This window comes from Glutamicibacter sp. NPDC087661, from assembly GCF_044743275.1.
Lineage (GTDB): Bacteria > Actinomycetota > Actinomycetes > Actinomycetales > Micrococcaceae > Glutamicibacter.
In genome coordinates this window covers 35,378-62,298 of the sequence record NZ_JBIUWE010000005.1, presented here as the reverse complement: position 1 = coordinate 62,298, position 26,921 = coordinate 35,378, and the positions used below count along the sequence as shown (strand labels likewise).

At 61.5% G+C, this 26,921-nt stretch carries 17 protein-coding genes; 7 read left to right on the top strand and 10 right to left on the bottom strand.

Annotation, left to right across the window (positions count from 1 at the left end; translation table 11 throughout):
- The first annotated feature begins 37 nt into the window (after nt 1-37).
- Nucleotides 38-256 carry an acyl-CoA carboxylase subunit epsilon gene (locus ACIOTN_RS13690; protein ID WP_105657136.1) on the top strand — a complete coding sequence of 73 codons (219 nt, stop codon included), beginning with the start codon at nt 38-40 and terminating at the stop codon, nt 254-256.
- A 79-nt stretch (nt 257-335) separates the two neighbouring features.
- Here the strand turns inward: ACIOTN_RS13690 and ACIOTN_RS13685 are convergent, their stop codons facing one another.
- The 9 genes from ACIOTN_RS13685 to ACIOTN_RS13645 are packed head-to-tail and all read right to left on the bottom strand — an operon-like array spanning nt 336 to nt 17,241.
- Nucleotides 336-1,037 carry a hypothetical protein gene (locus ACIOTN_RS13685; protein WP_332503534.1) on the bottom strand — a complete coding sequence of 234 codons (702 nt, stop codon included), beginning with the start codon at nt 1,035-1,037 and terminating at the stop codon, nt 336-338.
- Between the two features lie 9 nt (nt 1,038-1,046).
- Entirely contained in the window at nt 1,047-2,606 is a 1,560-nt protein-coding gene (locus ACIOTN_RS13680; protein ID WP_332503532.1) for a serine/threonine-protein kinase, read from the bottom strand.
- Entirely contained in the window at nt 2,603-4,411 is a 1,809-nt protein-coding gene (locus ACIOTN_RS13675; protein WP_105657133.1) for an FHA domain-containing protein, read from the bottom strand. Before ACIOTN_RS13675 ends, ACIOTN_RS13680 begins: the two co-directional genes overlap by 4 nt.
- Nucleotides 4,408-5,232 carry a PP2C family serine/threonine-protein phosphatase gene (locus tag ACIOTN_RS13670; RefSeq protein WP_105657132.1) on the bottom strand — a complete coding sequence of 275 codons (825 nt, stop codon included), beginning with the start codon at nt 5,230-5,232 and terminating at the stop codon, nt 4,408-4,410. Before ACIOTN_RS13670 ends, ACIOTN_RS13675 begins: the two co-directional genes overlap by 4 nt.
- Nucleotides 5,229-6,326, bottom strand: coding sequence for an RDD family protein (locus ACIOTN_RS13665; RefSeq protein ID WP_402735511.1), 1,098 nt, complete (start codon nt 6,324-6,326; stop codon nt 5,229-5,231). The genes ACIOTN_RS13670 and ACIOTN_RS13665 overlap by 4 nt, the downstream gene beginning before the upstream one ends.
- Nucleotides 6,317-8,671 carry a DUF4129 domain-containing transglutaminase family protein gene (locus ACIOTN_RS13660; protein WP_402735510.1) on the bottom strand — a complete coding sequence of 785 codons (2,355 nt, stop codon included), beginning with the start codon at nt 8,669-8,671 and terminating at the stop codon, nt 6,317-6,319. The genes ACIOTN_RS13665 and ACIOTN_RS13660 overlap by 10 nt, the downstream gene beginning before the upstream one ends.
- Entirely contained in the window at nt 8,668-9,987 is a 1,320-nt protein-coding gene (locus tag ACIOTN_RS13655; protein ID WP_402735509.1) for a DUF58 domain-containing protein, read from the bottom strand. Before ACIOTN_RS13655 ends, ACIOTN_RS13660 begins: the two co-directional genes overlap by 4 nt.
- The gene (locus ACIOTN_RS13650; RefSeq protein WP_402735508.1) at nt 9,987-10,997 is read right to left on the bottom strand and encodes an AAA family ATPase; all 1,011 of its coding nucleotides are present in this window, start codon (nt 10,995-10,997) and stop codon (nt 9,987-9,989) included. Before ACIOTN_RS13650 ends, ACIOTN_RS13655 begins: the two co-directional genes overlap by 1 nt.
- Before the next feature lie 49 nt (nt 10,998-11,046).
- Nucleotides 11,047-17,241 (bottom strand): Ig-like domain-containing protein, encoded by a 6,195-nt coding sequence (locus ACIOTN_RS13645; protein WP_402735507.1) that lies wholly within the window; start codon nt 17,239-17,241, stop codon nt 11,047-11,049.
- Between the two features lie 350 nt (nt 17,242-17,591).
- Between ACIOTN_RS13645 and ACIOTN_RS13640 the strand changes: the two genes are divergently transcribed.
- Nucleotides 17,592-19,259, top strand: a complete 1,668-nt coding sequence (locus ACIOTN_RS13640) for a DUF885 domain-containing protein (protein ID WP_402735506.1) — start codon at nt 17,592-17,594, stop codon at nt 19,257-19,259.
- A 53-nt stretch (nt 19,260-19,312) separates the two neighbouring features.
- Here the strand turns inward: ACIOTN_RS13640 and ACIOTN_RS13635 are convergent, their stop codons facing one another.
- Nucleotides 19,313-19,702 carry a VOC family protein gene (locus ACIOTN_RS13635; protein WP_105657125.1) on the bottom strand — a complete coding sequence of 130 codons (390 nt, stop codon included), beginning with the start codon at nt 19,700-19,702 and terminating at the stop codon, nt 19,313-19,315.
- 189 nt (nt 19,703-19,891) lie between these two features.
- Here ACIOTN_RS13635 and ACIOTN_RS13630 point away from each other — a divergent pair, with 189 nt between their 5' ends.
- The 5 genes from ACIOTN_RS13630 to ACIOTN_RS13610 all read left to right on the top strand — a co-directional run bounded on the left by ACIOTN_RS13630 (nt 19,892) and on the right by ACIOTN_RS13610 (nt 26,911).
- Nucleotides 19,892-20,356, top strand: a complete 465-nt coding sequence (locus ACIOTN_RS13630) for a DUF2975 domain-containing protein (RefSeq protein WP_332727266.1) — start codon at nt 19,892-19,894, stop codon at nt 20,354-20,356.
- 246 nt (nt 20,357-20,602) lie between these two features.
- Complete coding sequence (locus tag ACIOTN_RS13625) at nt 20,603-21,979, top strand: dicarboxylate/amino acid:cation symporter (RefSeq protein WP_402735505.1); 1,377 nt, start codon at nt 20,603-20,605, stop codon at nt 21,977-21,979.
- 3 nt (nt 21,980-21,982) lie between these two features.
- Entirely contained in the window at nt 21,983-22,765 is a 783-nt protein-coding gene (locus ACIOTN_RS13620) for a TetR family transcriptional regulator (RefSeq protein WP_105661747.1), read from the top strand.
- A 4-nt stretch (nt 22,766-22,769) separates the two neighbouring features.
- Complete coding sequence (locus tag ACIOTN_RS13615; RefSeq protein ID WP_402735504.1) at nt 22,770-26,273, top strand: MMPL family transporter; 3,504 nt, start codon at nt 22,770-22,772, stop codon at nt 26,271-26,273.
- Nucleotides 26,270-26,911 carry a nucleoside triphosphate pyrophosphatase gene (locus tag ACIOTN_RS13610; RefSeq protein ID WP_105661745.1) on the top strand — a complete coding sequence of 214 codons (642 nt, stop codon included), beginning with the start codon at nt 26,270-26,272 and terminating at the stop codon, nt 26,909-26,911. The genes ACIOTN_RS13615 and ACIOTN_RS13610 overlap by 4 nt, the downstream gene beginning before the upstream one ends.
- Nucleotides 26,912-26,921 lie beyond the last annotated feature (10 nt).

Sequence of the window (26,921 nt, the reverse complement as noted above, 5' to 3'; positions counted from 1 at the left end):
CGCCTAGTACCAGCTAAAACCAATAAGGAGCACTCCCATGGAACAGAACGCTGCGTTGCCTGTTGCCCCGCAGATCCGCGTCACCAAGGGAAACCCCAGTGACGAGGAAGTGGCGGTAGTTACCGCGTTGCTCGCTGCCATGGGCAATACTCCGGCTCCTGCACCAGAAGCCGCAGAGCCCAAGAAGCGTGTAGCCCGGATCCGCAGGCGCCGGGCGCTGGCCCCGCGTTTGGGCTGGACTATTGGCCGGCGCTAAGGCCTGCTGAAAGCGATGGCCCGGAACGTTCCCTAGCGGAATTTTCCGGGCCATTGCTCTGTGCAGCGCCGCTGGCATCCTAGTCTTCGTCGGGAACTTCGAAGTCCAAGATGGCTAGGTCTGCACGAGTCACCAGATGCGAACTCACAGCGTGTTCCACCAGTCGCGCCCTGCGGTTGGTGGCCAATTTTCCAGGCCCCCCGCGCAGCCCGGCCACGCCGGCCTTGTCCAATTTGTCGCAGACGTTATCGAGTTTGCGATTGAACTTCGTAATTCCCCACCCCAGCCGGGCGGCGGCAGCGGCACTTGTGGGAATTGAACTCAAGCCAGTGCCTTCACGGCGCAGCATCGGCTCAGCCAGGACAACGACCAAGGCCCGCTGGGCACTGGTCAGCAGCACCGGGCCAATGGTGGTCTCGCCCGAAGCGTCGTAGTCCATGTAGGCCTGCCGGAATGCCGGCTGCGCAACATGAATCGATAGCTCGTAGGTGGTGGGACCGGCGGTGAAAACCACGCCCACCCGGTTCAGCACCAGGGGCAGGCTCGATTCCGGCGAGAGCCAGGCCTGCAGTCCGCCGGTACGGTCAGCAATCGTCGCGGTCAGCCGGCTACCGACGTTATTAAGCCACCACAGCCCGCTTTGCTTGGTAATCGTCAAGAAGTGCCGGTGCAAGTAGGGATTGTCGTCGATGGCCAGATCGCCTTCTCGGCCGATGGTGAAGGGCTTGGCGTCGTGGACAGGATAGTACTGTCCGCAGTACTCGATAGTTACTTCACTCATCTCTCTTGCCTACTTTCCTGAACCTGCGGCGGTGCAGAACCGTGCTCCATCCGAGATACGTCCATCATCGCGCACGAGCTTGACCTCGATACAGGTTTGTCCGCCTTTCCCGATCTCGGTAGTGGCGCTTGGGGACATCGTCTGCTTGTATTCTCCCGTTTCCGTGGCGGTAATTGGAGCCCACCGGTAATGGTCTGCCTTATTCGGTTCTGGGTTGGACCAACGGAAAGTTACAGTTTCTCCGACCGTGGAGTACGCAAAATTATCCACCTTCGGCACAGTGCCGCCAACCAATGCATCCTTGGGCCCGTCCGTCGCTGTAATAGGGGGGCCAGAACGCTGTGCAGCATTTTGGTCCGGCAAGTACATGTTGGCAATGACAGCGCCGCCAACCAGGAGAAATAGCACAAGGCCCACTGCGATGAAGACCTTCGGCAGGCCCTGGCGCGGCTTCGGTTCTGCCGGCGCGTCCACCGGCGTTCCTGATTCGCCTGGAGCTGCGCTCTGCTGGCCCGGAGCCGAAATGGAATCCTTCGGCATTTCCAGCCGCGGTATTGGAACTGACGGTCCTGCCTGCCGCAGCCGTTGCCCGGGAACGGAGGAAATCATCGGTGGGGCAGGCAGCGGACGCTGCGCATCGCTAATCGAAGTAACATTGCGAACGCGAGTGCTCTCGCCGTGATCTTCGTCAACCGCTTCTGCAGGTTCTTCAAGTACTTCAAAGGGCGTGACCGAGAAGCCCAGCTCGATCTGGATTCGTTGCATCGAGCGGGCCAGTTCGGCAGCCGAGCCGAATCGCGACGCCGGGTTCTTCGCCATGGCTACCGCCAGCGCCTGGCTCAATGATTCAGGAACATCAAGCCGTTCCAACGGCACCAACGGCGTATTGCAAATCCGCTCAATGAGTACTGCCTGCGAATTATCCTGTCCAGGACGGACGAATGGCGAATGCCCGGCCAAGATCGTATAGATCGTGGCACCGAGCGAGTACACATCCATGCGCACACCCGGAGGCATGCCATCGCCGAAGGCTTCCGGTGCGGACCATGGCACCGAAAGCCCAGCGGTGTGTGAACCGATAGTTCCCGAGATGCCGAAGTCGGTCAGCGCCGGCCTGTTGTAGTCGGTGGTCAGCACGTTTCCCGGCTTGATATCGCGATGCACAATGCCAGCAAGATGCGCAGTATGCACCGCTGAACACAACTGGATCGCCAGGGACAGCGTTTCATCAATGCTCAGGACGCCACGACGGTATCGGACGTCCAAAGAAGGCCGGGAACAATACTCCATGGCCAAATAGGAACGTCCGTCTTCGGTGATCTCCGCTTGGTAGATCGTGACAATATACGGATGGGTGGACAGCTGGGCCATCAAGTTGGCTTCCGCCTCGAATCGCTGGCGGGCTTCCTCATCGCTGACATCCGCCAGCAGCACCTTCACCGCCACCTTGCGGTTGGGCCGGTGCTGCTCGTACAGGTAGACATCGGAAAATCCGCCCGTGCCCAGCGGCTTGACGTAGGTGAATCCCGGGATCTGCGGTGCCGGAGCTGGCGCGCGCCGCAGGCTCACGGCAGATCCTCGAAGCGTATGCTCACGCCATCGCCCAGATCAGCAACATCGCCGTTGATCAGCATGATCTCCTGGTGCCGGGACAGGCGCCGTGGCCGCTGCCCTTCGCGCAGGAGCACGGTGCCATTAGTCGCACCCAGGTCAACCAGCTGCACATGCCATCCTTCCACTCGCACATGCAGGTGCGAGCGGGAGATGTCACCGCTTGGGCTTTCCACCTTCAGCAGGCGGGGTTCGGTGTCGGATTTGATGGCTGCTGCGCTTGGCTGGCGCCCCAGGATCACCGAGCGGTTCAGTTCATGGGCGTATTCGCGGGCGCCACCGTGATCGCTGACAATCATGCGCCCCATGGCCGGTTTGCGAACTTGCTGCGCTTGGCCGGTGAGGCGCTCGCCGCATTCCCGGCAGGTCGAGGCAGTTGGAGGGTTGGGATGCCGCTTGGAGCAAGAGCGGGCCAAGATGAATTCATTCAGCGACACCGAATTTTCGGTGCCGTCCTTGGCGTCCAAACCTGAAGCGGCGCTGGATTTCGGAACACTGGAGCCGCGGATGATCGTGTGCTCGTCGTCGGCTGGTTCAACCGGCCGCGCCGAAGAGGCAGGACTTCCCGGGCGCGGTTTGATAATCGTGTCCAGATCATCGCCCTGGCCGGTATCGTAGACGGTCTCTGCTGCACCTCTGGCGCCCAGCAGCTGTCCGCCCAGCGATAGTTCCTCCGAGTAGGCTTCCTGCTCGTATTGTGCTGGATCCTGAGTTTCTTCCGAGACTTCGGTCGGCGGCAGCGCATAACTCGTTGCCGTGCCATCTGTCTGCTCATCCCCGGCACCCTGTGCAGATACCTTGGCCGCGTCGGCTGCCTTGGCTGCTCGTGCCAACACAGCTGCGGGGCCCTTGGGATCTCCTGCTTCTTTGGACGGCGCGGCGGCGCCCGGGTCGGATGCCGGCTTGGCGGCAGTTGGCGCTGGTTCTTTCGCTGCCGCTGGGGCCTTTGCCTGCGCGGGCACCGCCGCAGGCTTGGCCGCGGTTGCTGCGGGGGTCTTTGCCTGCGCGGGCGCCGCCGCAGGCTTAGCCGCAGCTGGCACTGGTTCTTTCGCTGCCGCTGGAGCTTTTGCCGGAGCAGCCGCCGGCTTGGCAACAGCGGGGGCCGCCGCAGGCTTAGCCGCCGTTGCTGCGGGGGCCTTTGCCTGCGCGGGCGCAGCAGCAGGCTTAGCCGCAGTTGGCGCTGGCGCCTTTGCCGGAGCCGCAGCAGGCTTGGCCGCAGCGGCGGCAGGCGCCATCACGCTTGGAGCTGCTTTGGCCGGAGCAGAAGGGGTGGCAGGTGATTTGGATGCGGCACCGGCGGGCGCACCAGCAGCGGCGTCCCCTTCGGTGCCCCACTCAAGGCTTGATACTCGAACAATGCCTTCGCTAATTGGCAGCGCGAACGCAGCTTCAGGATTCGCCGAACCGGTGCTCAAAGTCCATGACTTCGACTCGCCAAGTTTGCGTTCGGTCCAGGTCGCAATGCCGGCACCGCTGACCAGCTCGTCACCGGCAGCTGTCCGTGCGGTAAATTCTGGGGCTCCCCGCAAGACCAGATGCGGTGCCCTGTCCCGGGAAACCAAAGCGAAGTTCGGCAGCTCGGCAATGTTCATCTGGTAAAGCGGCAACAGCTCTGAGAGCAGTGCTTCCACCGTCGTCTTCCCAACGAGGTTGGACCACAAAACGTTGACCTGTTCGGCGCTGGCGCTGGCAGGAAGCAGGACGATGTGCTGGTTATTCACCAGGGCGTACCAGTCTCCGGGAATGTAACTCAGGCCGTTCATGATTTCTCCTCTTGGTGGCTCGTGGTCGATATGCGTGGGATTGTAATGCCAACATCATCGGGGTGCCCATACTGCACGTCGGCGACGATCACGCTGATATTATCGCGTCCTCCGGCGTCGATGGCCGCTTGGACCAGTTCCTCGGACGCCTGCTGCGGATCCGGGAAACGCGTGAGGATCTCCTGGATTGCGGCGTCGCCGACTTCGCTGCTCAGCCCATCTGAGCAGACCAGAATGCGTTCGTGCCCTGCTAGTGGCACCAGCCAGTAATCGGGTTGGCTGTTGGCGTTGATCCCCAATGCGCGGGTGATGACGTGCCGGCGCGGATGGGTGGCCGCTTGCGCGGCGTCCAGCTGGCCGATATCCATCAGCTCCTGCACTTCGGAGTGATCGATGCTGACCTGTTGCAGCAATCCTTGGGCCCACAGGTAGGTGCGCGAGTCGCCCACATTGAACACCAGCAGTTCGGGTTGTTCTTCCTGCCCGCTGGAGGTCCTTGCATCAATCAGCACGGCCCCAGTGAGTGTGGTTCCGGCTCGGCCGGAGCCTGCCTCCACAATGCTGCGGTCAGCTTCAAGCAGCAGCGCGTCCAGGGTTTCCGGATCGAGATTGGTGCCGGCGTCTTGGAATCCCGCACCCAGGATCTTGAGGCACAGGGCGCTAGCTATTTCACCGGCTTCATGTCCGCCCATGCCATCGGCAATGGCCAGCAACCGTTCCGAGGCCAGCAAGCTGTCCTCGTTCAAGGCGCGGCGCAGTCCACGGTCCGTTGCCTGGCCGTGGCTGAATCTGAGGCTGGCTGCCGGGCTAGTATCTGTCACGGACGTTCCACCTGGAAGTAGCGGTCACCGAAGTACACCGTATGGCCAATCATTGCCTGCTCCGGCTTGCCCGGGACAAGTTCGCGCACATTTCCGTCTTCATCGACAATGGAAGAACCGTTGCCCGAATCCCGGTCCGTAACCCAGACACTGCCTACGCCCGGCTCGATCAGCAGATGCGTTTTGGAGACGGTGCGTTCCGGATCATCCACCGCGACCAGGTGAACACCTGCATCGCCCTCTGCGTAGGAAGGGTTGCGTCCGATCAAGATGCTGCCAGCAAGGTCAAGGCACCGGCTATCGTCAAAGAGCAGATGCAAGGCATCAGGCGATTGCGAACGAATCTGCGTGTGACCGAGATCTGCATCCGGGTCACCACCGGACTTGGACGAAGGGAATTCAACGATCTTCGCCTCCGGCTTAGGCTGCGAGGCAGGACGGGGACGAGCTGCTTTCTGCGCCTCAGGCGCATTGGCGCGCACGGCGCCTGGCACCGAATCGATGACTCCCGAGGACTTGCCGGGCTCTTCTTCTGGTTCGCCCACGAAGCGACGGCCCGGAGCATACTGCTGCTCAGGCGCGAAAGACCCCGGTCCCCCGGTACCACCGGTAGTCAGCGGATCCCGTCCAGCCTTGATATCCAGTACCAGCGTCCCGGCCGCCTTATCGTGCCATCCCTGCTTCTTGCCGTTCGCGTCGAATTGGTTGGAGATCACCATCAGCACCGGTCCCAGGATCGGAACGATACCCGCGACGGCTATCAGCAAACGGCGAATAATGGTTTTACCCCAGCCCGGGCGCTCGCCTGACACAGTAGCGGTGCGTAACCCGAGGAGCACATTGCCAAGACTCTTGCCTGCAGCAGCTTCCCACCACCACAAGAACACCGTGTAGGCCAGAGCCAGGACGCCGTACAGGATGTACGTTCCGGCGATCTCGCCCATGATCTGCGGCGCATCCAGCGAGTTCACCATCCTGGATCCGATCATCGGCAGGAAAATAGCCGAGAGGACCAGTACTGGCAGGAAGTCGACGAGCCACGAAAGCAGCCGCTGCGCAGTTCGGGCATCTACCAGGTCCATTTTTACCGCCATGGCTTGCTCCTGTTTTTCCGTTGCAATGTTCGTGCCGTGGTGACCGTTTTAGCCGCCAACTCGTGTATCAGAGAGCGTGGAGAGTATTTCACCCGCATCTTGCCGAAGAAGCCCAGCGGCTCTTGCATCTTCTGGGTCTGCGCAATGACATCCTCCCAGTACTTCCGCACTTGCTCTTCGGTCGGTTCTTCATGCGCGAAGTTCGCCGCATCCGCACGCTGCGCCAGCGACTGCACCGGGCTGGACAGCGCCGGGAAACCGTCGGCCAGCACGCCGGCACTTTCCCGCCGGGTCGCACCGCTGGCAGTCGCGATTCGGTGGTCAGTGGCATGGCTGAGCAATTCCTGCCAGCCACCGCTCACGCGGTCACCGGCGCTGCCGGTTTGAGAACGCTTCTGCCTGCGGCGCAGCTTCAGCAAGGCAACCAGCAGCAGCGGCGAGAGCACAAGCAGCACCGAACCCAGCGAAATGCCGGCGACAATGATGACCTGGCCCCAGCGTTCCCAGAAGGTTTTCGGTTCCTCTTCGACTTCCTGCGGCTCCGGTGCAGTTTGCGGAGGCAAATCCGCTTCTTCCTGCGCCGGTGGTGGCGGTTGCAGCACCTGCGGCTGCGGCACAGCCTTGGGTTCCTGTTCCGGAGGAGTGGGCTGCTCGTCTTCATTCGGCGTCGGGTTGAAAGCAACCCAGCCTATTTCCTCGAAAGCGATCTCCACCCAGGCATGAACATCGGACCCCTTGATTTCAACGGCCTTCCCCGGCGCGTATTCCTCCGGGTAGAAACCCATGACTACGCGCGCAGGGATCCCTTGCTCGCGGGCCATCAGCGCCATCGCGACAGCATACTGCTCGTCATCGCCGATCATCTGCTCGGCATCGAGCAGGCTGGTGATACGTCCCGCTCCGTGCCCGGAGAGCGAGGGAACCTGGCCCTCGGTGCCGTTGGAGAAGAATCCGGTTCCGGAAAGCATGGCTTCAATGCTCCGCACGCGCTGCAGGTCGCCGCGTGCCGTACCGGTGAATTCGGCGGCCTTGGCTCCCGCCGTGGCTGGCACATTGGCCAGCTCTGGCATGCGGAACTGCGCCAAATCCAGTTCATTGAGCTGGTCATCGCTCGGCTTGGCGGGGAAGAGCACCTTAGCCGTGTAGGCATCGCCCTTCTCCAGGCCAATGGAGCTCAGCGCGCTTTCAGAGGTATCGCTGTAGAACAGGGAACGGGCCAGTTCATCTTCACGACCGCCGGCCAGATCCAAGCCCATGAGCTTGCCTCCGGAAGGAACCCACACCCCTTCATAGTCCTGGATCGAGATTTCAAGTTCAGCCGCTTCGCGGCCTTCCAGCGTCTGGGCAGAACGAATATCGCTGGCATCACCCACGGGGGCAAAACTGCCACCAGCGGAAGGATCCACGTTGATGACCATGCCGTTGTAGGAATCCAATGCGGCCAAGCGGATGCGCTCGTCCTTTGGCAAGCCCTTGACGGTCAGCAGGGTGTCGTCAGCCATTGTCTTCACATACTTGCGGAAACTCGTCAGCGGGCTTGGATAATCGTAGAGATCCACAGGCGGTTCCAACGCATCGCGCCACACCTGGCGCGGGGTTTCGGGGGCCAGCAGCGGAGTGGCCGCGGCGGTCGCTACGCCGGCTCCGGCCAGCACCAGGGCTCCGGCAATGATGCGGCGCAGCAACATCTGCTGGCCGCCATGGGAGTCAAGCTGCTCGTGGTTCAGCGAGCTGAATCCGCCGGAAATGCGCGTGTCCATGAAGCGCCGCCAGGCAAGCCAACCGACCAATACCGCAATCAAGGCGACGCCACGGGCGATCGGCATCGGCACGTCGCGGGTGCCGAAAACAATACCCAGCACGAACATCGCCAGCAGCGGCAGCAAAGTCCAATACGGCGAGCGCAAATGCCAAGCCGCCAATCCGGCCAGCAGTGCAGTGAGCAGCGCGGAAAGGAAGGCCACGATCAGTACGCCGCCGTAGGAGCCTACCGGTGGCGCCACGGTGAGCATGTCTTTCCAGCTGAAGACCAGGCCGGTCAGTAAGGTGCGCAGGGATTGCCCGGTGGGCAAGATTCCGAAGGCAGCCTCGCGTGGAGTGGCCAACGGCGTGCCCAGCACGAGGTACAGCAGTGCGAACAGGGCCATGGTCCGCCAAGTGCCCAGCTTGAAGTGCACATTGGCCCAGGCCAATGCAAGACCGGCAACAATTCCGCCGACGGCAGCCAGGATGAAGTTCAAGCTCGCGCCGTAGGCGTCCAGGAGACCCAGAGCACCAAGGACCAGGGCCAATCCCAGACAGATCGCGTCAACGCCGAAGCGCCAGAGGGGCAAAGACTGTTTCATGCCACGGCCTTTCGCAGCATCAAGCCGAGTTCTTCCAGCTTGCCCAGGCTCAGTACCGTCAGCTCGCCAATGTTCGAGCGCGTCGGCTCCATGCCGGTCTCGCACCTGATAGCGATGGCGCGCACTCCGGCAGGCACATGCATCCAGGCTTCACGCAGCGACTTTGCACTGGTCCTGGTGCCGGTGAGGAAGAAAAGCACCGACGCTCCGGGCACGATATCGGCGGTGTGGCGAACCACCTGCACCAGGTTCTCGCGCTGGCCAGCGGCTGCTTCGATGCGGGTCAGCGAGTCCATCATCATGCGGCCGCTGTCGGTGCGCACCGGACCTTGCTGGGTCACGATGGCCAGCTTGCGCTGTTCCGCCACTGCCTGCTGCCCGATGGAGGCAGCGACCGAAATAGCCAGTTCGAAATCTTCCTCTGCGTGCGCCTCGCAGTACTCGTCCAGATTGGTGCTCAGGCTCAGTGCCAGGTGCGAACGCCGGGTCTCTTCGAACTGGCGGACCATCAATTCACCGGTACGCGCCGTTGACTTCCAGTGGATATGGCGGCGGTCGTCTCCTGCCTGGTATTCGCGCAGGGCGTGGAAGGACACATCGGAGTTCGAGAGATCCGAAGTGGGCATGCCTTCGAGGTCGCGGATGAAACCAGCAGAGGAGCCATCGAGCGCGGTGGTGCGCGGATGGATGAACAGCTCGTAGCGGTCGGTCCATTTCACCTGCCGGCGCAGAATGGCGAAGGGGTCCTGGCGGACCGAGCGGACCGGCCCCACCTCCAGCACCTGGCGGCGCTGGGTCGGGATGGTGAACAGGTCTTCGTGCGTTCCTTGCGGCTCCAGGCGCGGGATCCGGAACTGGGCGGCACCATGGCCTACCGGAAGTTCCATCATCACCGGCGCTGCGCTGCGCGAGGCCTGGTTGGCCACCTGCAGGGCGCCAACGGCGCGGTCCCCCACAGCGACACGGGTGCGGTGCAGGTCCAGGTCCACGCTGAAATCATTGCGGCCCAGGATGAATCCCACGGAAGCCAGCAGCAGCAAGGTGGCCATGAAGGCGCCGAGCAGGGCCTCCTGCCAGCCGAAACTGGCGCCCAGGATCCACAGGAGAATCGCTGTACCCAGCAGCACGAAGCCCAGCGGCGAGATGACCGTGGTGACCGGTGCGAGGAAACGGGTGCTGAATTCCTTGACCCGCGATGTTGCAGGGCGCAGGTATTCGCGCAGCACCTGCATTGCTTCGCTGGCCATGGTCAGCGACATTTCGGCCCTGCGATTCAGCCTGGTGCTCCGTGCAGAACGCTTAGCTCGTCTGCTCATTAATGATCGTCCTGGTCCTTGCCGGCGGCCAGAGCGGAGTCTTCATTGCCACGACGGGTTGGGGCCGGGACCTTGCGCAGCACCGAGGTGATGACCTGGGCGGAGGTGGTGCCGGTGAATTCCGCTTCCGGGTCCAGCACCAGGCGATGGGTGAAGATATAGGGCGCCAATTCCTTGATGTCATCCGGCAGCACGTAGTTCCGTCCCTGGCTGGCAGCCCACACCTTGGCCGCGCGCACCATCGCCAGGGCTCCGCGGACCGAAACTCCCAAACGGGTTTCCGGAACTTCGCGGGTCGCTTCGCACAGCGCCGCGACGTACTCCAGCACGGCGGTGTCCACATGCACGGTGGTTGCCAGCTCGGCCATTTCCACCACTGCTTCGGTAGTGATGATGGCGCTCAGCGCGGTCGAGCGGTCACGCTGGGTGCTGCCCGAAAGCAGCGCCACGGTGGCTTCCCGGTCCGGATACCCGATGGAGGTCTTGATCAGGAAACGGTCCAGCTGGGCTTCGGGCAGCCGGTAGGTACCGGCCTGCTCGATCGGGTTCTGGGTGGCAATCACCATGAACGGGCGAGCCTGCGGGTAGGTGGTGCCATCGACGGTGACCCGCCCTTCTTCCATGACTTCCAGCAACGCCGACTGGGTCTTTGGAGACGCGCGGTTGATCTCATCGGCCAGCACGAGGTTGGCGAAGATCGGTCCATGGTGGAAGTCGAACTGCCCGCTGCGCTGGTCGTAGATGGTGATGCCGGTGACGTCCGAGGGCAACAGGTCCGGGGTGAATTGGATGCGCGAGTTGCTGCCCCGCACCGTGGCGGCCAGCGAGCGGGCCAGCATGGTCTTGCCGGTGCCCGGTGCGTCTTCGAGCAGCACGTGCCCTTCGGTGAGCATGGCAGTTAGCACCAGCTTGATGGCCTGGTCCTTGCCCAGCACGGACAGTCCGACATTGGACACCAATTTGGCGAAGGTATCGCAGAACCAGTTGGCCTGCTCGGTGCTCATGGTCATGGCAGTGTTTGTTCTTTCTGTACGTCTTGATGCTCGGCCGATGCCGCGCTTATCTGAAATTAACCCGGTCGGATTCCGTGCCGTCGATTTTCGCGAAGTACGGCTGGGCATATCCCGATTCGATCACGCATGGCAAGTCCTTGGAGGCCCGGCCATTGCCGTCGACGTTGAAGGTCACGTAATTATCCGAGAACATTCCCTTGGAGTGGTAGCACTGCGCCAGGTAGGTGTGGGTGCCCGGGTCGAAGTCGTAGAGCTCCACGTGGTACTTGTAGCAGTTCGGCGGGCAGGTGGAGTTCGCGTAGCCGTTGTACAACGGTCCTTCGGACAGCTTCACCGAACGGGCCGGCTTAGGATTGGTCTGATCCGTTTTGGACCAGGACTTGCTCTGGCCTTCGGTATCCGTGGCCACGATCTTAAGGGTGCGGCTGGTGGAGTAGCCCAGGTTGCTGACCTTCTCCGTACCGTCGTTAGCCGTGTTAGACCCGTCAATGGCTACCGTCTGGGTGACCTTGCGTCCGTTGGATTCGCCGGCGGCTGTATTCCAACTGAAGGAAATCCAGTTATCGCCATGCGACGAGGAAATCTTCGCGTTATCGCGCAGCGGACCGTAGGCGCTGGTCTGGTTGCTGGCCGGGCTGGGGTCTCCCGGGCCGGCAGCATTCAAGGCACGCACGCGCCAGGTATGCGCGGTGCCGTTGGAACCGGTGTCGATCACCGAGCCGGGGCCGCCGAAGGACTGCCACCCTCCGCCATCGGCGGAGTACTGGTATCCGGTGATCTTCGAGCCGTTGGCCGCAGGAGCCTGGAAGCCCAGTTGCACCATGCGATTGGCGCCGGTGGCCTTGGCGCTCACGCTGGACACGGCCTTTGGACGCCCGTACGGGGTCACCGCCACCGAATTCGAGCTCTGTTCCGAGCTGCCCTTGCGGTTGGTTGCCGCGATGGTGAAGGTGTAGGAACCCGAGGTGCTCAGGCCGGTGACCGACTGGCTGGTCTGGTTGGCCGCAATGGAGCCAATGGTCTTCTCCAGGGTTCCGGACTTGTAGACGCGCAGGGCATAGCCGGTGATCGGTGCGCCATTGGTGCCCGGTGCGTTCCAGGCGACGTTGACCACGCCGCCATCCACCGCGGATTCCTTGCGGGCCGCGGTGGGGGCGGACGGCTTGAACGGCTTGCCAGCCGGGGTCACGGCTGCCGAGTAGGCGCTGAAGGCCGATGGCTTGGACGCCTTGTTCACCGCACGCACGCGGACCTGGTAATCGGTGCCGTTCTTCAGGCCCTTCCAGGTATAGGAAGTGCCGGTAATGCCGGTGACCTGGGTGACGCCGTTGGCCGGTGCCGGGGAGATCTCCAAGGTGTAGCTCTGGATGGCCGAACCCCGGCTGGCGGGGGCAGTCCACTTGAAGGCCGCCTGCTGGTCGCCGTCGGTGCCGGTCGGGGCGGCAGGCTGTTCGGGTTCCACGTCCGGTCGGGCATCGGCTGACGGCGCCGAGGCCGGGGACTGGCCGATCTCGTTGGCGGCGGTCACCGTGAAGTTGTATACGGTGTCGTTGGCCAGCGGGGTGATGGTGCAGGTGGTGGTGGCGCACCGCTGGGTGTGCCCGCCGCCGGTCACGGTGTAGTGGGTGATCTGCGAGCCGTTGTTGGCCGGTGGATCCCACTGCAGTACAGCCTTCTCATCCCCGGTGGACTGGACGCGTGGCAGGCCCGGGGCTTCCGGGGCGCCCTTGACGTTCAGCGTCACGGTACCGATGACGTTGCGTGCCACGTCTTCGGTGACATCGCCAATGGTGTATTCCACCCGCATGGTGCCCACGAAGTTGTCCTTCGGGGTGATGGATACCTTGTCGCCGCTCGTTTCCACTTCCCCGGTGTCTTCCAGGGCGCGGGCGTTGATCAGGCGCAGCGGGCCTTCATCCGCGTACGGGTTGTGGTCGTTGGCCAGCACATCGACCACTTCGGTCTTGCCCTGGGCCGCATCGGCCACGTTATCGGCCACAGCTACCGGCAGCTCGCGGACCGAGCCGGTCACGGTGATGTTCATGGCGGCCGGAACCGGCGGGTTCACACCGTCGCTGACCGTGACGGTGACGGTACCGGTGGTGCCCTTCGGGGTCGAAGCTCCGGCGCTGACCTTCAGGTTATGCTCTTCGACCAGTTCGGCCTGGACACCTTGGATATCCACCGAAGAGATGGCGAACTTCAACTTCGGAACGTCGTCTTCATTGGCATCGTTGGCGGCCATGCGCAGGTCCAGGAAGGCTGGCTCCTCGCCCTGGCCCACGGCCAAGGCATTGGCCTGCAGGGTCGGAGCGAAGTTCTCCTCCTGCGGCTGCTCTTCTTCCTCTTCCTCTGGCTCTTCTTCCTCCGGTTGGCCTTCCTCGTTCTGGTTCTGGCGTTCCTCGGAATCGTTCTGGCGCGGAGCCGGGGTGACATTGATTGGCAGGGTCAGCTTGGACTTCAGGCCCATTTCATCGTCGGGGCCGGTGCCGTCGGTGACTTCGAAGCTGACGGTAGCCGAGCCGTCGAAATCGACCGGTGCACGGAAGGAAAGCTCGGTGGCGGACTTGACCAGCTCGCCGTCGTTTTGCGGCATCGAGGCCACCGACTCTTCGGTGGTCAAGCGCGGGGTGCGTCCCTCGCGGACGAGGACCAGGTCATCCAGGTTCAGTGGCAGGACCTGTCCCGCCTCGACCTGCAGATTCAGCCCGCTGCGCAGGATTGGCCGTGCTCCGGCGGTGCCTGGCACATGGACGAAGGCAGTAGAAGCCAGTTCGTCGGGGTCGGTCAGGGTGTAGGCAATGATCTGCGCGTCCTCGGTGGCGGTGACGACCAGGCCATCTTCGGTGACTTGGGCAGTAGACGGGTTATCCGGCAAGCTGATCTCCAATTCGCTGGAGCTGCCATCCGGGTCCTCGTCATTGCGCAAGATATCTACGGTCACTTGTTCATCGCCGATGACTTCTTCCAAGGAAACCCGGTCATCGCGGGCAATGGGCGCCAGCAGCTGGGCCTCTGGATCGGACTTGATGCTCAGCGTGCCCGCCGCGGTGCCGCCGCGGCCGTCGGAAATCATGTAGCGCACCGAAACGTTGCCGTCTTCCGGGGGCGAGGTCAGGGTGACGCGGCCGTCAATGACTTCCACCTCCGTGCTGGCTTCGGTGGAGACTTCGCTCATCAAGGCGATCGGGTCGCCATCCGGGTCGGTGTCGTTGTCCATCACGTCCACCGCCACCGGGCGGTTGGGGCGCACGGTCAAGAAGTCGTTGACGGCAACCGGGGAATTATTCGATTCGGCAAGCGGTGCCACGCCGATCTTGATCGTGCCGGTGGCGCGGGCACCCAAACGGTCTTCCACCACGTAGCTGAATTCATCGGTGCCCGAGGCATCGGGGTTAGCCGTGTAGTCGACGGAGGCCCCGCGGATCTTCGCGGTGCCCATGCGCGGGGAATCGCCGAATTGCACGAGGGAGACCGAGTCGCCATCGGGGTCGATAGCGTCAATCGGGATCAGCACGTTGGTGCTGGAGCCGGCGAAGACCCGCCCGGTGACTGGTTCCGGGTTCGGCGGGGTGTTCTTTTCCAGGTCATTGGCTTCTGCCTCGGGCAGGACGTTGAAGGTGACGCTGGCGCTGGTTTCCTGGCCATCAGGTCCTGCCACGGTGTAGACCGCGGAAACCTGCTTGGCCTTGCCGCCAAAGTCGCCGGCGCGGAATCGAATCGTTTCGTCGGCAACCGAGATCAGGGACCCTTCTCCCAGATCATCAGCTTCTTCCAGCTCGGGACGCAAGAGCAGCTCTCCGCCGTTCGGGTGGATGTCGTTTTCCAGAACCTTGACGGTGGCCACGTCGTTCTCGCGGACGGTGACGGTGTCCGGGTTGGCCTGCGGCGGATCCATGCGTGGTGGTGCCGGAATCGGAATCACGCGGATGGAACCGGTCGCTTCACGAGAGCCATTGGACACGGTGTAGCTAATGGTGGTCGGGTCGGTGAGGCCGCGCACGTCGGTGATGCGGACAAAGGTATTGCGTTCTACGGAGGTGGAGAACGGCTTGTCGCTGGCGGTCTGCACGCCGGTTACCACCAGTACGCCACCGGCCGGGTCGGTGTCGTTGCCCAGCACGTTGACCAGTACATCCTGGCCGGCAGGCAGCAAGGCGACATCGCGTACCGCGATCGGATCCTCGGCATTTTCTTCCGGCTTCTTGATATCGATGCGGGCCAGGCCCGGAGCGCTGGCCGGGCCGTTGGTGGCCATGTATTCAACGTAGTAGGTTCCGGCACGTTCGGCACGTGCGGTCACGGTTCCGGTCTGTGCGTTGGTTTTGATTTCCAACCCGGGAACATCATCCACGCCGGCCAGCCGCAGACCGTCCCCGCTGGGATCAGTGTCATTTTCCAGCGGGGAGAAACTGGCGGATTCATTGATATTGGCCACCACATGATCGGTTGCGGTCACCGGTTTGACGGTGGCGTCGGCCAAGACCTCGATCAGGACCCGGCCCTTGGTGCCCTCCTGCCCGTCGGAAACCTGGATGGCCAATTCCTTTTGCCCCAGCTTCTTTCCGTCATCCTGGAACGTCAAGGTGCCATCGGGCTGGACGCGGATCACATCATCGCCATCGGAAGTTCCACCGAGCAAGCGGAGGTCATCGCCTTCCGCGTCGGTCCAGTCAGCGAGCACGTTGTGGCTGACTGACTCGCCCTGCTGCACGCGCAGCACGGTGGTGCGCTTTTGTTCCGGAGCCTTATTGGTTTCATCGTCCACCACGTTCAGCTTGACGGTCGCGGTGTCCTGTCCCCCGCGGCCATCTTTGGTGGTGTAGGAAAAACTTGCGCCGCCCCTGGCATCTTCGGGAACCACAATCTGGAATCCGGTGCCGTCATGGACCGGCTGCACGGCACCTACCGAGGGCGCAGCGCCTTCCAGGTTCGCGGTCAGCAAATCGCCGTCCGGATCCACGTCGTTATAGAGCACCGGCAGCAAGGTGGTGCGGCCGGGGCGTACCGAATAGCTGTCGTCCTCGGCGATCGGTTTCTTGTTTTCCTCGGTGCGGTTAGGCAGCTCGATGGCGTCGGTGATTTCCTTGGTTTCTTCTTCCTTGGCTTCGCCCTTGCCAGCAGGCGGTTCCAGATCACTCCAGTTGCTGACGATTTCCATGCCTTCATTGGCCAACCAGACTTGCCCCGAATGCACGTCGTTGAGCACGACCACGTCCCGGTTGACGCGGAACGCCAGTTCAGCGCCTTCTGGCATTTCCGGAATTGTGGTGCTCTGGTTATGTGCCGGGTCATCGCAGAAGCGCAGATACTCGCCACTGGTCTGCCAGGCCGCGTAGGTGCACGTTCCCACGCGCACCGGCTGGATAGGGGTGCCAGCGGTTTCCAGCTGCTCATAGTTGGTGGCTTTGCCGGACAGGCTCACCGTTGCCAGCGACTGGTCCAGGGCCACAGCAATGTTCTCGGCTTCCGGGCCCGGAGACTGGATCCGGGCGTTGGCAGGATTCTCGAGAATTGCGGAGTTGCCCTCCGAGGTGACCAGTTCGCCGGTGGCTTCATCGAAGACCACGCCGATCTTGCCGACGGCCGAAAGCTGCGGCTCCTTCATCTCGGCCAGTTCCGGAATTTCGAATTCCTGGGCGAGTTCGGCTTTCCCGTCGTCGTCCAGGGTGAAGCTGGAAAGGGTTCCTGCGCCGAGGTCTGCGGCCCAGATGGTGTCGTCGGCGCCAACCACGGCGGCGACTTCGCCCTTGGACTCGATCAGCGGTTCGGCGCCTTCGCCCTTGAAATCGGCAATCTGTTCGAGGTTGCTGGCCTGGACAGTTCCGTGTTCCGCGTCGGTGACGGCGACAACGGACGCACCGAAGGAGAAGGATGAGTTGGCTGGCAGGTTGTTATCGCCAGCAAATTGCACCATCGCGGGGTCAATAGTGGTCAGCGAGGCCTGTTCCAGGTTGCGTACCAGCACGCTTTCTTCATGCTGCACCAGGTCATAGTTGGCCAGCGGGGTGGCAACGCCACCGTCGATGGTGCGCGACTGGTAGTTGACATGCCCGATCTTGCCTTCGGACTGATTGACTACCCAGACACCACCGTCGTTGAGTTCCACGTCAGCAGTTTCGAAGCCCGGATAGATAATGGCGCCGGTGACGGCAAGGGCCGCCACGACTGGGATCGCAGTCACCTTGAACCCGGTGCTTTTAAGCAGTCCAGTCCATCCGGTCGAAGCGGCTTTGGCCATCTAGAGGTCAGTCCTTGGTTTGCTGGTACGAATGTGCGCCAGAATCCGGCCTATTCCCCATAGCCAGACTCAACGCCCTCCAATTCTAACGAACTGACAAAACCTCCGCCATGGAGAGTTCTCCCCATGGGCACTGACTGGGCGATTCATCAACGCAATACAATTCGCGTGCTTCATCTCCATCAGCGGGAACCGCCTATGCGACCGCAGATGCCCTTTGATTCCTTTTCGGCAGGTCCAGCGGCATAACCCGCGCCTGGAAGCACCTGCTAGACGACCGCGGAAGCAGTTCAGAACGAACCTGCGCAAAAGTCTTCAACAAATCTTTCATATCAACTACTGTTAGTTACATGACATCCTCTGCACCGCACCGCGAGCCTTCGGCAATCGACCAGATCGCCGAAGCCTTCTTCGCCAAGTCCCTTGAACTGACCCCGGAATGGGGAGTTTCCCTTGGCTTGCCAGGCTACGAGACCACCTATGGCGACTACTCCCCTGCTGGCACCACCCAGCAGATCAGTTTGCTGCGGGAGACTTTGGGCGCATTGGCCAACGCCACTGCGGTCGACGCAATTGACGAAGTCTCGCTTGACGCGATGACCGAGCGATTGAGCCTCGAACTGGAAATCCTGTTCACCGGGCGCACCGAGCTGAACAATATCGCCAGCGCGGCACAGGAAATCCGCTCAATCATCGATTTGATGCCGCAGGAGTCCTCCGAGGACTACGCTTTCATCGCCCAGCGAATGTCCAACATTCCGGCTGCGATTGACGGCTACATCGCATCTTTGCGTGATTCCGCTTCAAATGATCTGGTTGCGGCGCAGCGCCAAGTGTCCATAGTGATCACGCAAACCACCGATTACGCCAAGGATGGCGGATTCTTCGACCAGTTGGCCACCTCCGGCACCGCAGTGGATACCGCTTTGCAAGCACAGCTGGAAGCCGGAGCCGAAGCCGCGAAGAAGGCCTACCGCAAACTCACCGCGTACTTGCAAGATGAACTCCTGGCACAGGCACCGGCCGAAGACGCGGTGGGCCGAGAGTACTACTCGCTGATGTCCCGCCGCTTCCTGGGCGCCGCAGTGGATTTGGAAGAGACCTATGCCTGGGGCGTCGGCGAACTCGATGCCATCATCGCCGAGCAGCGGCGCGTCGCCCAGCAGATCAAGCCGGGCTCCACGATCGAGGAAGCCAAGAAGATCCTCAACGAGGATCCGGCGCGCAAGCTCTCAGGCACCGACGCCTTGCGGGAGTGGATGCAGGGCAAGGCTGACCAGGCCATGGCGGACTTGTCGGGCAAGCACTTTGACATCCCGGCGCCAATGGACCGCATCGAATGCATGATCGCTCCGACCCAGGATGGCGGCGTGTACTACACCGGCCCGTCAGAAGACTTCAGCCGCCCGGGACGGATGTGGTGGTCGGTTCCGCCTGGAGAAGATGAATTCACCACGTGGGCCGAGCTCACCACCGTCTATCACGAGGGCGTTCCCGGCCATCACCTGCAGATCGGTACAGCCCAAATGCAGGCCTCCACGCTCAACAGCTGGCGCCGATTGATGTGCTGGGTTTCCGGACAGGGCGAAGGCTGGGCGCTGTACTCCGAACGCCTCATGCACCAGCTGGGCTACCTCGATGACCCGGGCGATTACATGGGCATGCTCGATGCGCAACGCATTCGAGCCGCGCGAGTGGTCTTTGATATAGGAGTTCACCTGCGCTTGGAAGTTCCTGCACAGTGGGGCACCGGCACCTGGAACGCCGAAAACGGCTATGAGTTCCTGGAGAAGAATCTGGACATGTCCACGGGTCAGCTGGACTTCGAGTACAACCGCTATTTGGGATGGCCAGGCCAGGCTCCGTCCTACAAGATCGGCCAACGGCTCTGGGAGCAGATCCGCGACGATCTCGCGGCCGCCGAGGGCGAGGACTTCTCGCTCAAGGAATTCCATACCGCGGCATTGAAGCTCGGTTCAGTTGGCCTGGATACCTTGAAGCGCGCCCTGGTGAAGTAGCCTCCAGGAAATCGGCTTGGCGGTTCTGCTTATTGGCAGGACCGCCATTCGTTTTATCCCTTGTAGCTGGAAATCTGGATAAGATTGCCACACGTGTCATCAAAGGTCGCAACCACGACGGGTCCGGCATCCGTCGGTTCTTGCGTGAACTTCACGCCCAGTGAGCTAAGACGCTCGAATTCCACCTGGACATCATCAACGGCAAAGGAAGTTGCCGGGATGCCGTCTGCTTTCAGTGCTGAACGGTACGGCCCAACGGCAGGGTGTGCTGAAGGCTCCAGAAGCACTTCAGGACCTTGCTCCTGGTCCGCTGCAACAAGGGTCAGCCAGCTGTATTCGCCCACAGGTATATCGTGCTTGACCTTGAAGCCCAGCACCTCGGTATAGAACGCTTTAGCTTTCGCCTGATCATCCACGCACACACTAGTGATATAAACCCGCACTATTTCCTTCTTTCAGTTCCGGCCCATGCAGCAACCACGGATTCCCCACGCCTTGCTGGCTTCTACCTTTCCATATGGTTCCGACAGGTCAAGATCACGGAAGCAGCACTGAAGAGCCCAGCTTTATATTCCAGGGAAAAACGATAACAAGCTATTGATTAACGATAGATAATAGTCGACAATCATTAGATGACCGGTTTCGCTATTTTACCCGCCCGAATCGCACTCATCGCAATCTTCCTCGGGGCGCTCCTTGGCCAAGTGCTGATTTTGCCGATGTTCATCGAAGAGACCACCTACATTCATCCCGAAGTGGCCCATCTGGCGACCCCGTACCGGTGCGCAGTGACGGCCGGGCTTGTTTTCCTGCAGATTGCCCTGATTTGTTTTTGGATCCTCATATTGAAGCTTCGGCGCCGAACCTTCTGCCAGGCCAGCTCACTGCATTGGTTCAGCATTGCCATTTGCGCCGCCGCTACAGCAACCCTGCTGGTCCTGGGGCTGGGAATTCACCTCTTGGGGTTTATCGGCGCCGGCGGTCCCGGTGTCGTCCTTGCCGTTGCCGGCGGGGCGGCACTGGGAGGAACTGCCACTTGCTTGCTGGTCGCATTTCGCGGCATGCTCGCGTCCAGGATACGAAAGCAAACTGCGTGAAGTGAGCGATGCTTCTTGAAGCACAGTCGCGGCGATTAGTCCAGCAACAATGGCACAGAGCCAAAAATTCCCATGTGAAGATCTGTGTCCTCGCACCGAAGTCTTCGCACAAATCGTGCGTCATTTCGCCGGTCCAGTGACCCTAGACACCGCTTTTCAGTGCAATAAAGCACAAACGGCGAAATACCGTCATGTTGCGTAACATAAACTGCCGCCGACGAAGAAAAGCGCCCTAATCTTGAACGCATGTCTACTACCGCACCTTCATCTAAGCTTCCACGCTGGATGACCAATTTCGGCCCGCAGATCATTGCGGCGCTGATTGCTGGTCTTCTACTGGGTCTCCTAGCCAAGTACACCGGCAGCACCGCCGAGGAACCCAACGGGCTGGGTGAAGCCCTGTCGATCATTGGTTCCAGCTACGTTGCGTTGCTGCGCACTGCAGTGATCCCACTGATCTTCTTTGCGGTTGTCGCCTCAATTGCCAATTTGGCCAAGGTCACCAATGCGGCACGCCTTGCGTGGCAGACCCTGCTCTGGTTTGCCATCACTGCCTTGATCTCGGTAATCATCGGCATGGTTCTTGGCACCGTTTTCCGCCCCGGAGCGAATACCGGCCAGGGCATGCCAGATGAATACGATGGCAAGACCGGCGACTGGCTCGGCTTCCTCACTGGCCTGGTCCCAGCCAACTTCCTGGGTCTGGGCGCGAGCACCAAGCTGGTTGATGAAGCAACCGCTTCCACCTCGATCAGCTTCAACGTCCTGCAGATACTGGTCATTGCCATCGCCGTGGGCGTCGCTGCCCTCAAGGTTGGCAAGGCGGCCGAACCATTCCTCGCGTTCTCGGCCTCTATCCTGGCGATCATCCAGAAGGTCCTCTGGTGGATCATCCGCATCGCGCCGATCGGCACGGTTGGCCTGATCGGCAACGCTGTTGCCACCTATGGCTGGGACACTATTGGCGCACTGGGCAAGTTCACCGTTGCGATCTACGTCGGCTTGGCACTGGTGCTATTCGCGCTCTACCCGGTACTGGTCCGCGCACATGGCCTGTCAATCAAGCAGTACTTCTCGGGTGTATGGCCTGCAGTGCAGCTGGCCTTCGTTTCACGCTCTTCGATTGGCACCCTGCCATTGACCCAGCGCGTGACCGAACGCAACCTCGGGGTGCCTTCGGGCTACGCTTCCTTCGCAGTGCCACTGGGCGCGACTACCAAGATGGACGGCTGCGCTGCCATCTATCCGGCGATCGCAGCAATCTTCGTTGCCCAGTTCTTCGGTATTGAGCTGTCCCTCACCGATTACTTCTTGATTGCGCTGGTTTCCGTATTGGGCTCGGCAGCAACCGCAGGCACTACCGGCGCCATCGTCATGCTGACGCTGACCCTTTCCACCCTGGGCCTGCCGCTGGCAGGCGTTGGCCTGCTGATGGCCGTTGACCCGATCATTGATATGGGCCGCACCGCGGTAAATGTCGCCGGCCAAGCACTGATTCCAACCATCGTCGCCAAGCGCGAGGGCATCTTGGACATTGACATGTACAACGCACCACGCAATGGCAACCCCTTCGCTGATGAAAGCATCTCAGCGGCAGATGCTGAGGCAACTGCAACCAAGTAGGCATTGCTGAAGGAAATCGGCGCACGAGCACTATTGCTCGTGCGCCGATTTCCGGTTAAAGGTCACACGGATTCACTTTGCACAGGGTGCAACTTTGCACGTAGTGTAAGTTATGTGACTTCCCCGAGTACCGGCACCCGCCGCGAACTAAACAAACGAGCAACGAAACAAGCCATCGTTGAAGCCGTCGCGGACCTGCTTCGCAAAGGCTCTGCCACGGCGCTTACCGCTACGCAGATCGCTGAAGCGGCCGGTGTTTCGCGCCGTACACTCTTCAACTATTTTCCATCAGTAGATGCGGTCTTCTCCTATCCCCTGCACCAGGTTCTGGGAACCATGGTGGATTCCATTAGCGACCTAACCGACTCCATGCCTCTGGTCGAAGCGATCATCGAATCGCTCAAGTCTGATGACGTGTCGCAGATGCTCGGGCAAGTGGCCCAGTTTGGTGCATTCTTGCGAACGGAAGAAGCCAACTGCGGCTTCCCCGCCACGATGAACGAATGGCGGACAGCCACCACGGAAGTCATCGAAAAAGTCGCCCGCCGTTATCCGCAGGCCGACAGTTTTTCCATCAGAGTCTTTACCCATGCTCTGCTCGGCGCAGGCCAAGCAGCATTTGATGAGTGGATCGAGCGTCTGCCAGCTACCGAAACTCACGGTCTGGATATTTCCCCCGAGCTCATCTCCGTCTTCCATTCCTTGATTACCCAGGCCATGAAAACCCTTGACCAGGGTTTTACCGCCTTGCCGCTGACCAGCACTAGCACCTTGAAGGACATCTAAGCTCATGGCTTCCCTCCTCTACCGCCTCGCTCGATGGGCACACCTGCACCGCTACCGCGTCATTTCAATGTGGCTGGCGGCCTTCATCTTCATCGGCCTGTGCGCCAGCTTGTTCATGGGCCAGCTATCGAATACCTTCACCCTGCCCGGAACTGAAACCCAGCGCACCCTCGACCGAATGAAGGAAGAGCTCCCGGATCTCGCCGGCGGCTCTGGCTCGATTGTGTTCCGTGAAAGCTCGAACCGGCCGCTGAACGAAACCCAGAAGCAGGCCGTCGCCGAGTCCCTGGAACAGCTGGCCATGCAGTCCCAGGTAGTCGAAGCCATGAGCCCCTTCCAACTGCAGGAACAGCTCGATAAGGCGCAGCCAGAGCTGGAGAAAGCGCAGCAGGAACTCGTTGACGGCCAGGAAAAGCTTGACGATGCCAAGGTGCAGATTGCCGATGGCAAGGTGCAGCTCAAGGAAGGCCGCGAGGAACTCACCGATGGCTGGGCACAGTACTTTGACGGCCAGAAGGAAATCCAGGCTGCCGAGCCGCAAATTGCCGCCGCTGAAAAGCAGCTCGCCGATAGCCGCGCGCAGCTGGAAGCCGGCCAGCGCGAGCTGACTTCGGGTCGTGCCCAGCTGGAAGCTGGCGAAGCGAAGTACAACGCCGGATTAGCCCAGTACAAGGACGGAACGGCCGAATACAACGCTGGCCGCGCAAAGTTCGACGCTGGCGAGCAGAAGCTCGATGCCGCTGATGCCAAGCTCGCCGCGGGCGAGAAGGAGTACCAGGCTGGCATGGACCAGCTGCTGGGCGACTCTTCCCGCGAAGAATTCGACGCAACTCTGTCGGCCGGCAAGGAAGAAGCCACCACGGGTCTGAAGTCAGCTGAAGATGGCCTGGCCGCCGCACAGGCAGGACTGGCCGAGGCTGAAAAGGGCATCGAGGAACTACCGGCCCAGATCGAGAGTACCAAGCAGCTCTTGGCGGAGGCAGAGGCGGCCGGAAACCAAGACGACATTGATGCGTACACTAAGCAACTAGCGGACAGCGAAGGCGCCTTGGCTGCGGCGAAAGCCGCGAAACCCGAAGCCGAGAAAGCTATCGCCCAAGCGACCGCCGGCAAGCAGCAGGCCACCGAGGCACTGGAGCAGATCGCCAAGGCCGAAGCCGGCTTGCAGCAGCTTGACGCTGCCCGCAAGGAACTCGACGCTGGACAGGCCCAGGCCAAGGCCGGCCATCAGGAACTGGACGCGAACCGCAGCCAGCTTAGCGCCGCCAAAACCCAGCTGGACGACGCCAAGGCGCAGCTGGATGCAGCGAAAACTGAGATCGCCAGCAACAAGGTGAAGCTGAGCGAAGGCCAGGCCGAGCTCGATGCCGGCAGGGCCAAGCTGGAGGCCGGGCAACGTGAATTCGATGCCAAGAAGGCCCAGTTCCTTGCAGGCAAGGCCGAGCTGACAGAAGCCAAGAACCAGCTTGAAGACGGCGAAAAAACTATCAAGGAAAAGACCGCCGAGCTTGAGCAGGGCGAGAAGGACATAGAGCAAGGCCTGAAGGATCTGGAATCCGGCCGCGCTGAACTGGAATTCGCTTCGCGCCAGGTGGGCGCAAGCTCCGATATGCGTTTCGTTTCCGAAGACGGCAGTACTGCAGTTTCGCAGGTGACCTTCAAGGTCCAGACCGACGCTTTGACTCCCGATGACCGCGAGCAGATCAAGGCTATCGCCGCAGGTCCACAGGCTAACGGCGTGGAGGTGCTGTTCTCCAAGGAGATCATGCAGGACATGTCCCAGGTCTTCGGAGCCTCGGAAATCATTGGTGTGGTCATCGCTGCCATTGTCCTGATTGCCATGCTCGGCACCTTGGTCGCCGCCGGCCTGCCGCTGTTGCTGGCGATCCTCGGTGTGGGCGCTGGCGTGGGCACTACGATGGCGTTCTCCTCGCTGATTGACATGGCCTCGATTACCCCTGCCCTGGCTCTCATGCTGGGCCTTGCGGTGGGCATCGACTATGCGCTGTTCATCATCCACCGCCACCGTTCGCAGCTGCTGTCCGGCATGGAGGTCGGAGAGTCGATTGCACGCGCCGTCGGAACCAGCGGCAACGCGGTGGTCTTCGCCGGTCTGACCGTGATCATCGCACTGGCCGCACTGGCTGTTCCAGGGCTTCCGTTCCTGACCGTCTTGGGCCTGTCGGCCGCGTTCACCGTGTTCTGCTCGGTGCTGCTGAACATCACTTTGCTGCCAGCACTGCTGTCCCTGGCCGGCACCAAACTGGTTTCCAAGCGGGCCCGCAAGAAGGCAGCTGCGGATGCCGAGAATCCCCAGATCAAGGAATCATTCTCCATTCGCTGGGTGCGCATGGTCACCAAGATCGCTGTTCCGGTGACCCTGCTGGTGATAGTCGTCCTGGGTGCCATCGCCCTGCCGGCCACGCAGATGCGAACCGCTTTGCCTGATGGCAGTGCAGAACCTGCCGATTCGCAGGCCTTCCAGGCCTACGAGCAAACCAGCGACAAGTTCGGTTCCGGCTACAACGGCCCGCTGCTGGTCTTAGCTGATCTGCCTGCAGGGCTCAGCGAGCGCGAAGCTGAGGAAACTAGCCTCGATGTGGCCGAGAAACTGCGCGAATACAACGGCGTGGTGGCCGCAATTCCAGTCACCATGACCGAAGACCGTACCTTGGCAGCCATTCAGGTGATCCCTACCGATGGCCCTTCCTCGGAAGCCACCGAAGCGCTGGTGCACCAGCTGCGTGCGGACTACTCGGAGTTCTCCGAGGCCACGGGTGCTGACATTGCCGTGACCGGCCAGGTTGCCGCGCAGATTGACGTCTCCGAAAAGGTCACCGCCGCCCTGGTACCGTACCTGAGCATCGTGGTTGGCCTGTCGCTGATCCTGCTGCTGCTGGTCTTCCGTTCGGTCGTGGTTCCATTGCTGGCCACCGGTGGCTTCCTGCTCTCGCTGGCCGCGGCCTTCGGCGCCAGCGTCATGGTTTACCAGTTCGGCTGGTTCTCCGGCCTCTTCGATGTGAACGTTCCCGGTCCGCTGCTCAGCTTCCTGCCGATCCTGCTCACCGGCATCCTGTTCGGGCTGGCCATGGACTACCAGGTCTTCCTGGTCTCGGCGATGCGTGAACGCTACGCTCACGGCGAGCCGGCCAAGGACGCGGTCCGTTCCGGCTTCTCGATGGCAGCACCGGTCGTCACCGCCGCTGCGCTGATCATGATCTCGGTCTTCGCCGGCTTCGTGTTCTCGCACCTGGCAATGATCCGCCCGCTCGGTTTCGCGCTGGCTTTCGGTGTGCTCTTCGATGCGTTCATCATCCGCATGACCTTCATTCCGGCAGTGATGCACCTGCTGGGCGACAAGGCCTGGTACCTGCCTAAATGGCTGGACAAGATCCTGCCGGATGTTGATGTCGAAGGATCGAAACTCAACGATATGCTGGATTCCGGGGAAAGCACTTCCGCTGATAATTCCAGCCAGGACCAGGCCAAGGAGAACGCCGCCGTATGAGCGAACAGATGAAGACAGGACCCCGGTTGCTGCTGGCTTCGGCTTCGTGGGGACGCAAGAAGGTCCTGGCCGATGCGGGCATCAAATTCACCACCCAGGTTTCCGAGGTGGATGAAGATGCGGTGCTGGCAGCTGCCGTGGCCCGCAACGGCGAGCAGAGTCCAGCGCAGACCGCATTGCTGCTGGCTCGTGCCAAGGCCGAGAACGTGACCCAGGCAGATCATCCGGCAGGCACCGTGGTGCTGGGCTGCGATTCGGTCTTCGAACTTGATGGCGTGGCCTACGGCAAGCCGCACACCAAAGAGGTAGCCCGCGAACGATGGCTGCAGCTGAGCGGTTCTACCGGAATCCTGCACTCGGGCCATTGGCTGATTGATCCCGCCAATCCGGAACAGGCTCGCGGCCAGGTATCTTCCACCGTGGTGCATTTCTCCACCGTGGATGATGCCGAGATCGAGGCCTACGTCGCCAGCGGGGAACCGCTGCCCTGCGCCGGGGCATTCACCATTGACGGGCTGGCTGCAGCCTTCATCGAGTCCATCGAAGGCAACTTCCAGAACGTCGTCGGATTGGATGTCTTCGTGCTGCGCGGCCTGCTGGCCCAAGCCGGGATCAGCATCGTGGATCTCTGGAAATAATCCGGTTCCG

Excerpts from the sequence above, each read along its gene's own strand:
- ACIOTN_RS13690 (WP_105657136.1), top strand. The coding sequence starts at position 38 with ATGGAACAGAACGCTGCGTTGCCTGTTGCCCCGCAGATCCGCGTCACC.
- ACIOTN_RS13685 (WP_332503534.1), bottom strand. The coding sequence starts at position 1,037 with ATGAGTGAAGTAACTATCGAGTACTGCGGACAGTACTATCCTGTCCAC.
- ACIOTN_RS13675 (WP_105657133.1), bottom strand. The coding sequence starts at position 4,411 with ATGAACGGCCTGAGTTACATTCCCGGAGACTGGTACGCCCTGGTGAAT.
- ACIOTN_RS13665 (WP_402735511.1), bottom strand. The coding sequence starts at position 6,326 with ATGGCGGTAAAAATGGACCTGGTAGATGCCCGAACTGCGCAGCGGCTG.
- ACIOTN_RS13660 (WP_402735510.1), bottom strand. The coding sequence starts at position 8,671 with ATGAAACAGTCTTTGCCCCTCTGGCGCTTCGGCGTTGACGCGATCTGT.
- ACIOTN_RS13655 (WP_402735509.1), bottom strand. The coding sequence starts at position 9,987 with ATGAGCAGACGAGCTAAGCGTTCTGCACGGAGCACCAGGCTGAATCGC.
- ACIOTN_RS13650 (WP_402735508.1), bottom strand. The coding sequence starts at position 10,997 with ATGACCATGAGCACCGAGCAGGCCAACTGGTTCTGCGATACCTTCGCC.
- ACIOTN_RS13645 (WP_402735507.1), bottom strand. The coding sequence starts at position 17,241 with ATGGCCAAAGCCGCTTCGACCGGATGGACTGGACTGCTTAAAAGCACC.
- ACIOTN_RS13640 (WP_402735506.1), top strand. The coding sequence starts at position 17,592 with ATGACATCCTCTGCACCGCACCGCGAGCCTTCGGCAATCGACCAGATC.
- ACIOTN_RS13630 (WP_332727266.1), top strand. The coding sequence starts at position 19,892 with ATGACCGGTTTCGCTATTTTACCCGCCCGAATCGCACTCATCGCAATC.
- ACIOTN_RS13625 (WP_402735505.1), top strand. The coding sequence starts at position 20,603 with ATGTCTACTACCGCACCTTCATCTAAGCTTCCACGCTGGATGACCAAT.
- ACIOTN_RS13615 (WP_402735504.1), top strand. The coding sequence starts at position 22,770 with ATGGCTTCCCTCCTCTACCGCCTCGCTCGATGGGCACACCTGCACCGC.
- ACIOTN_RS13610 (WP_105661745.1), top strand. The coding sequence starts at position 26,270 with ATGAGCGAACAGATGAAGACAGGACCCCGGTTGCTGCTGGCTTCGGCT.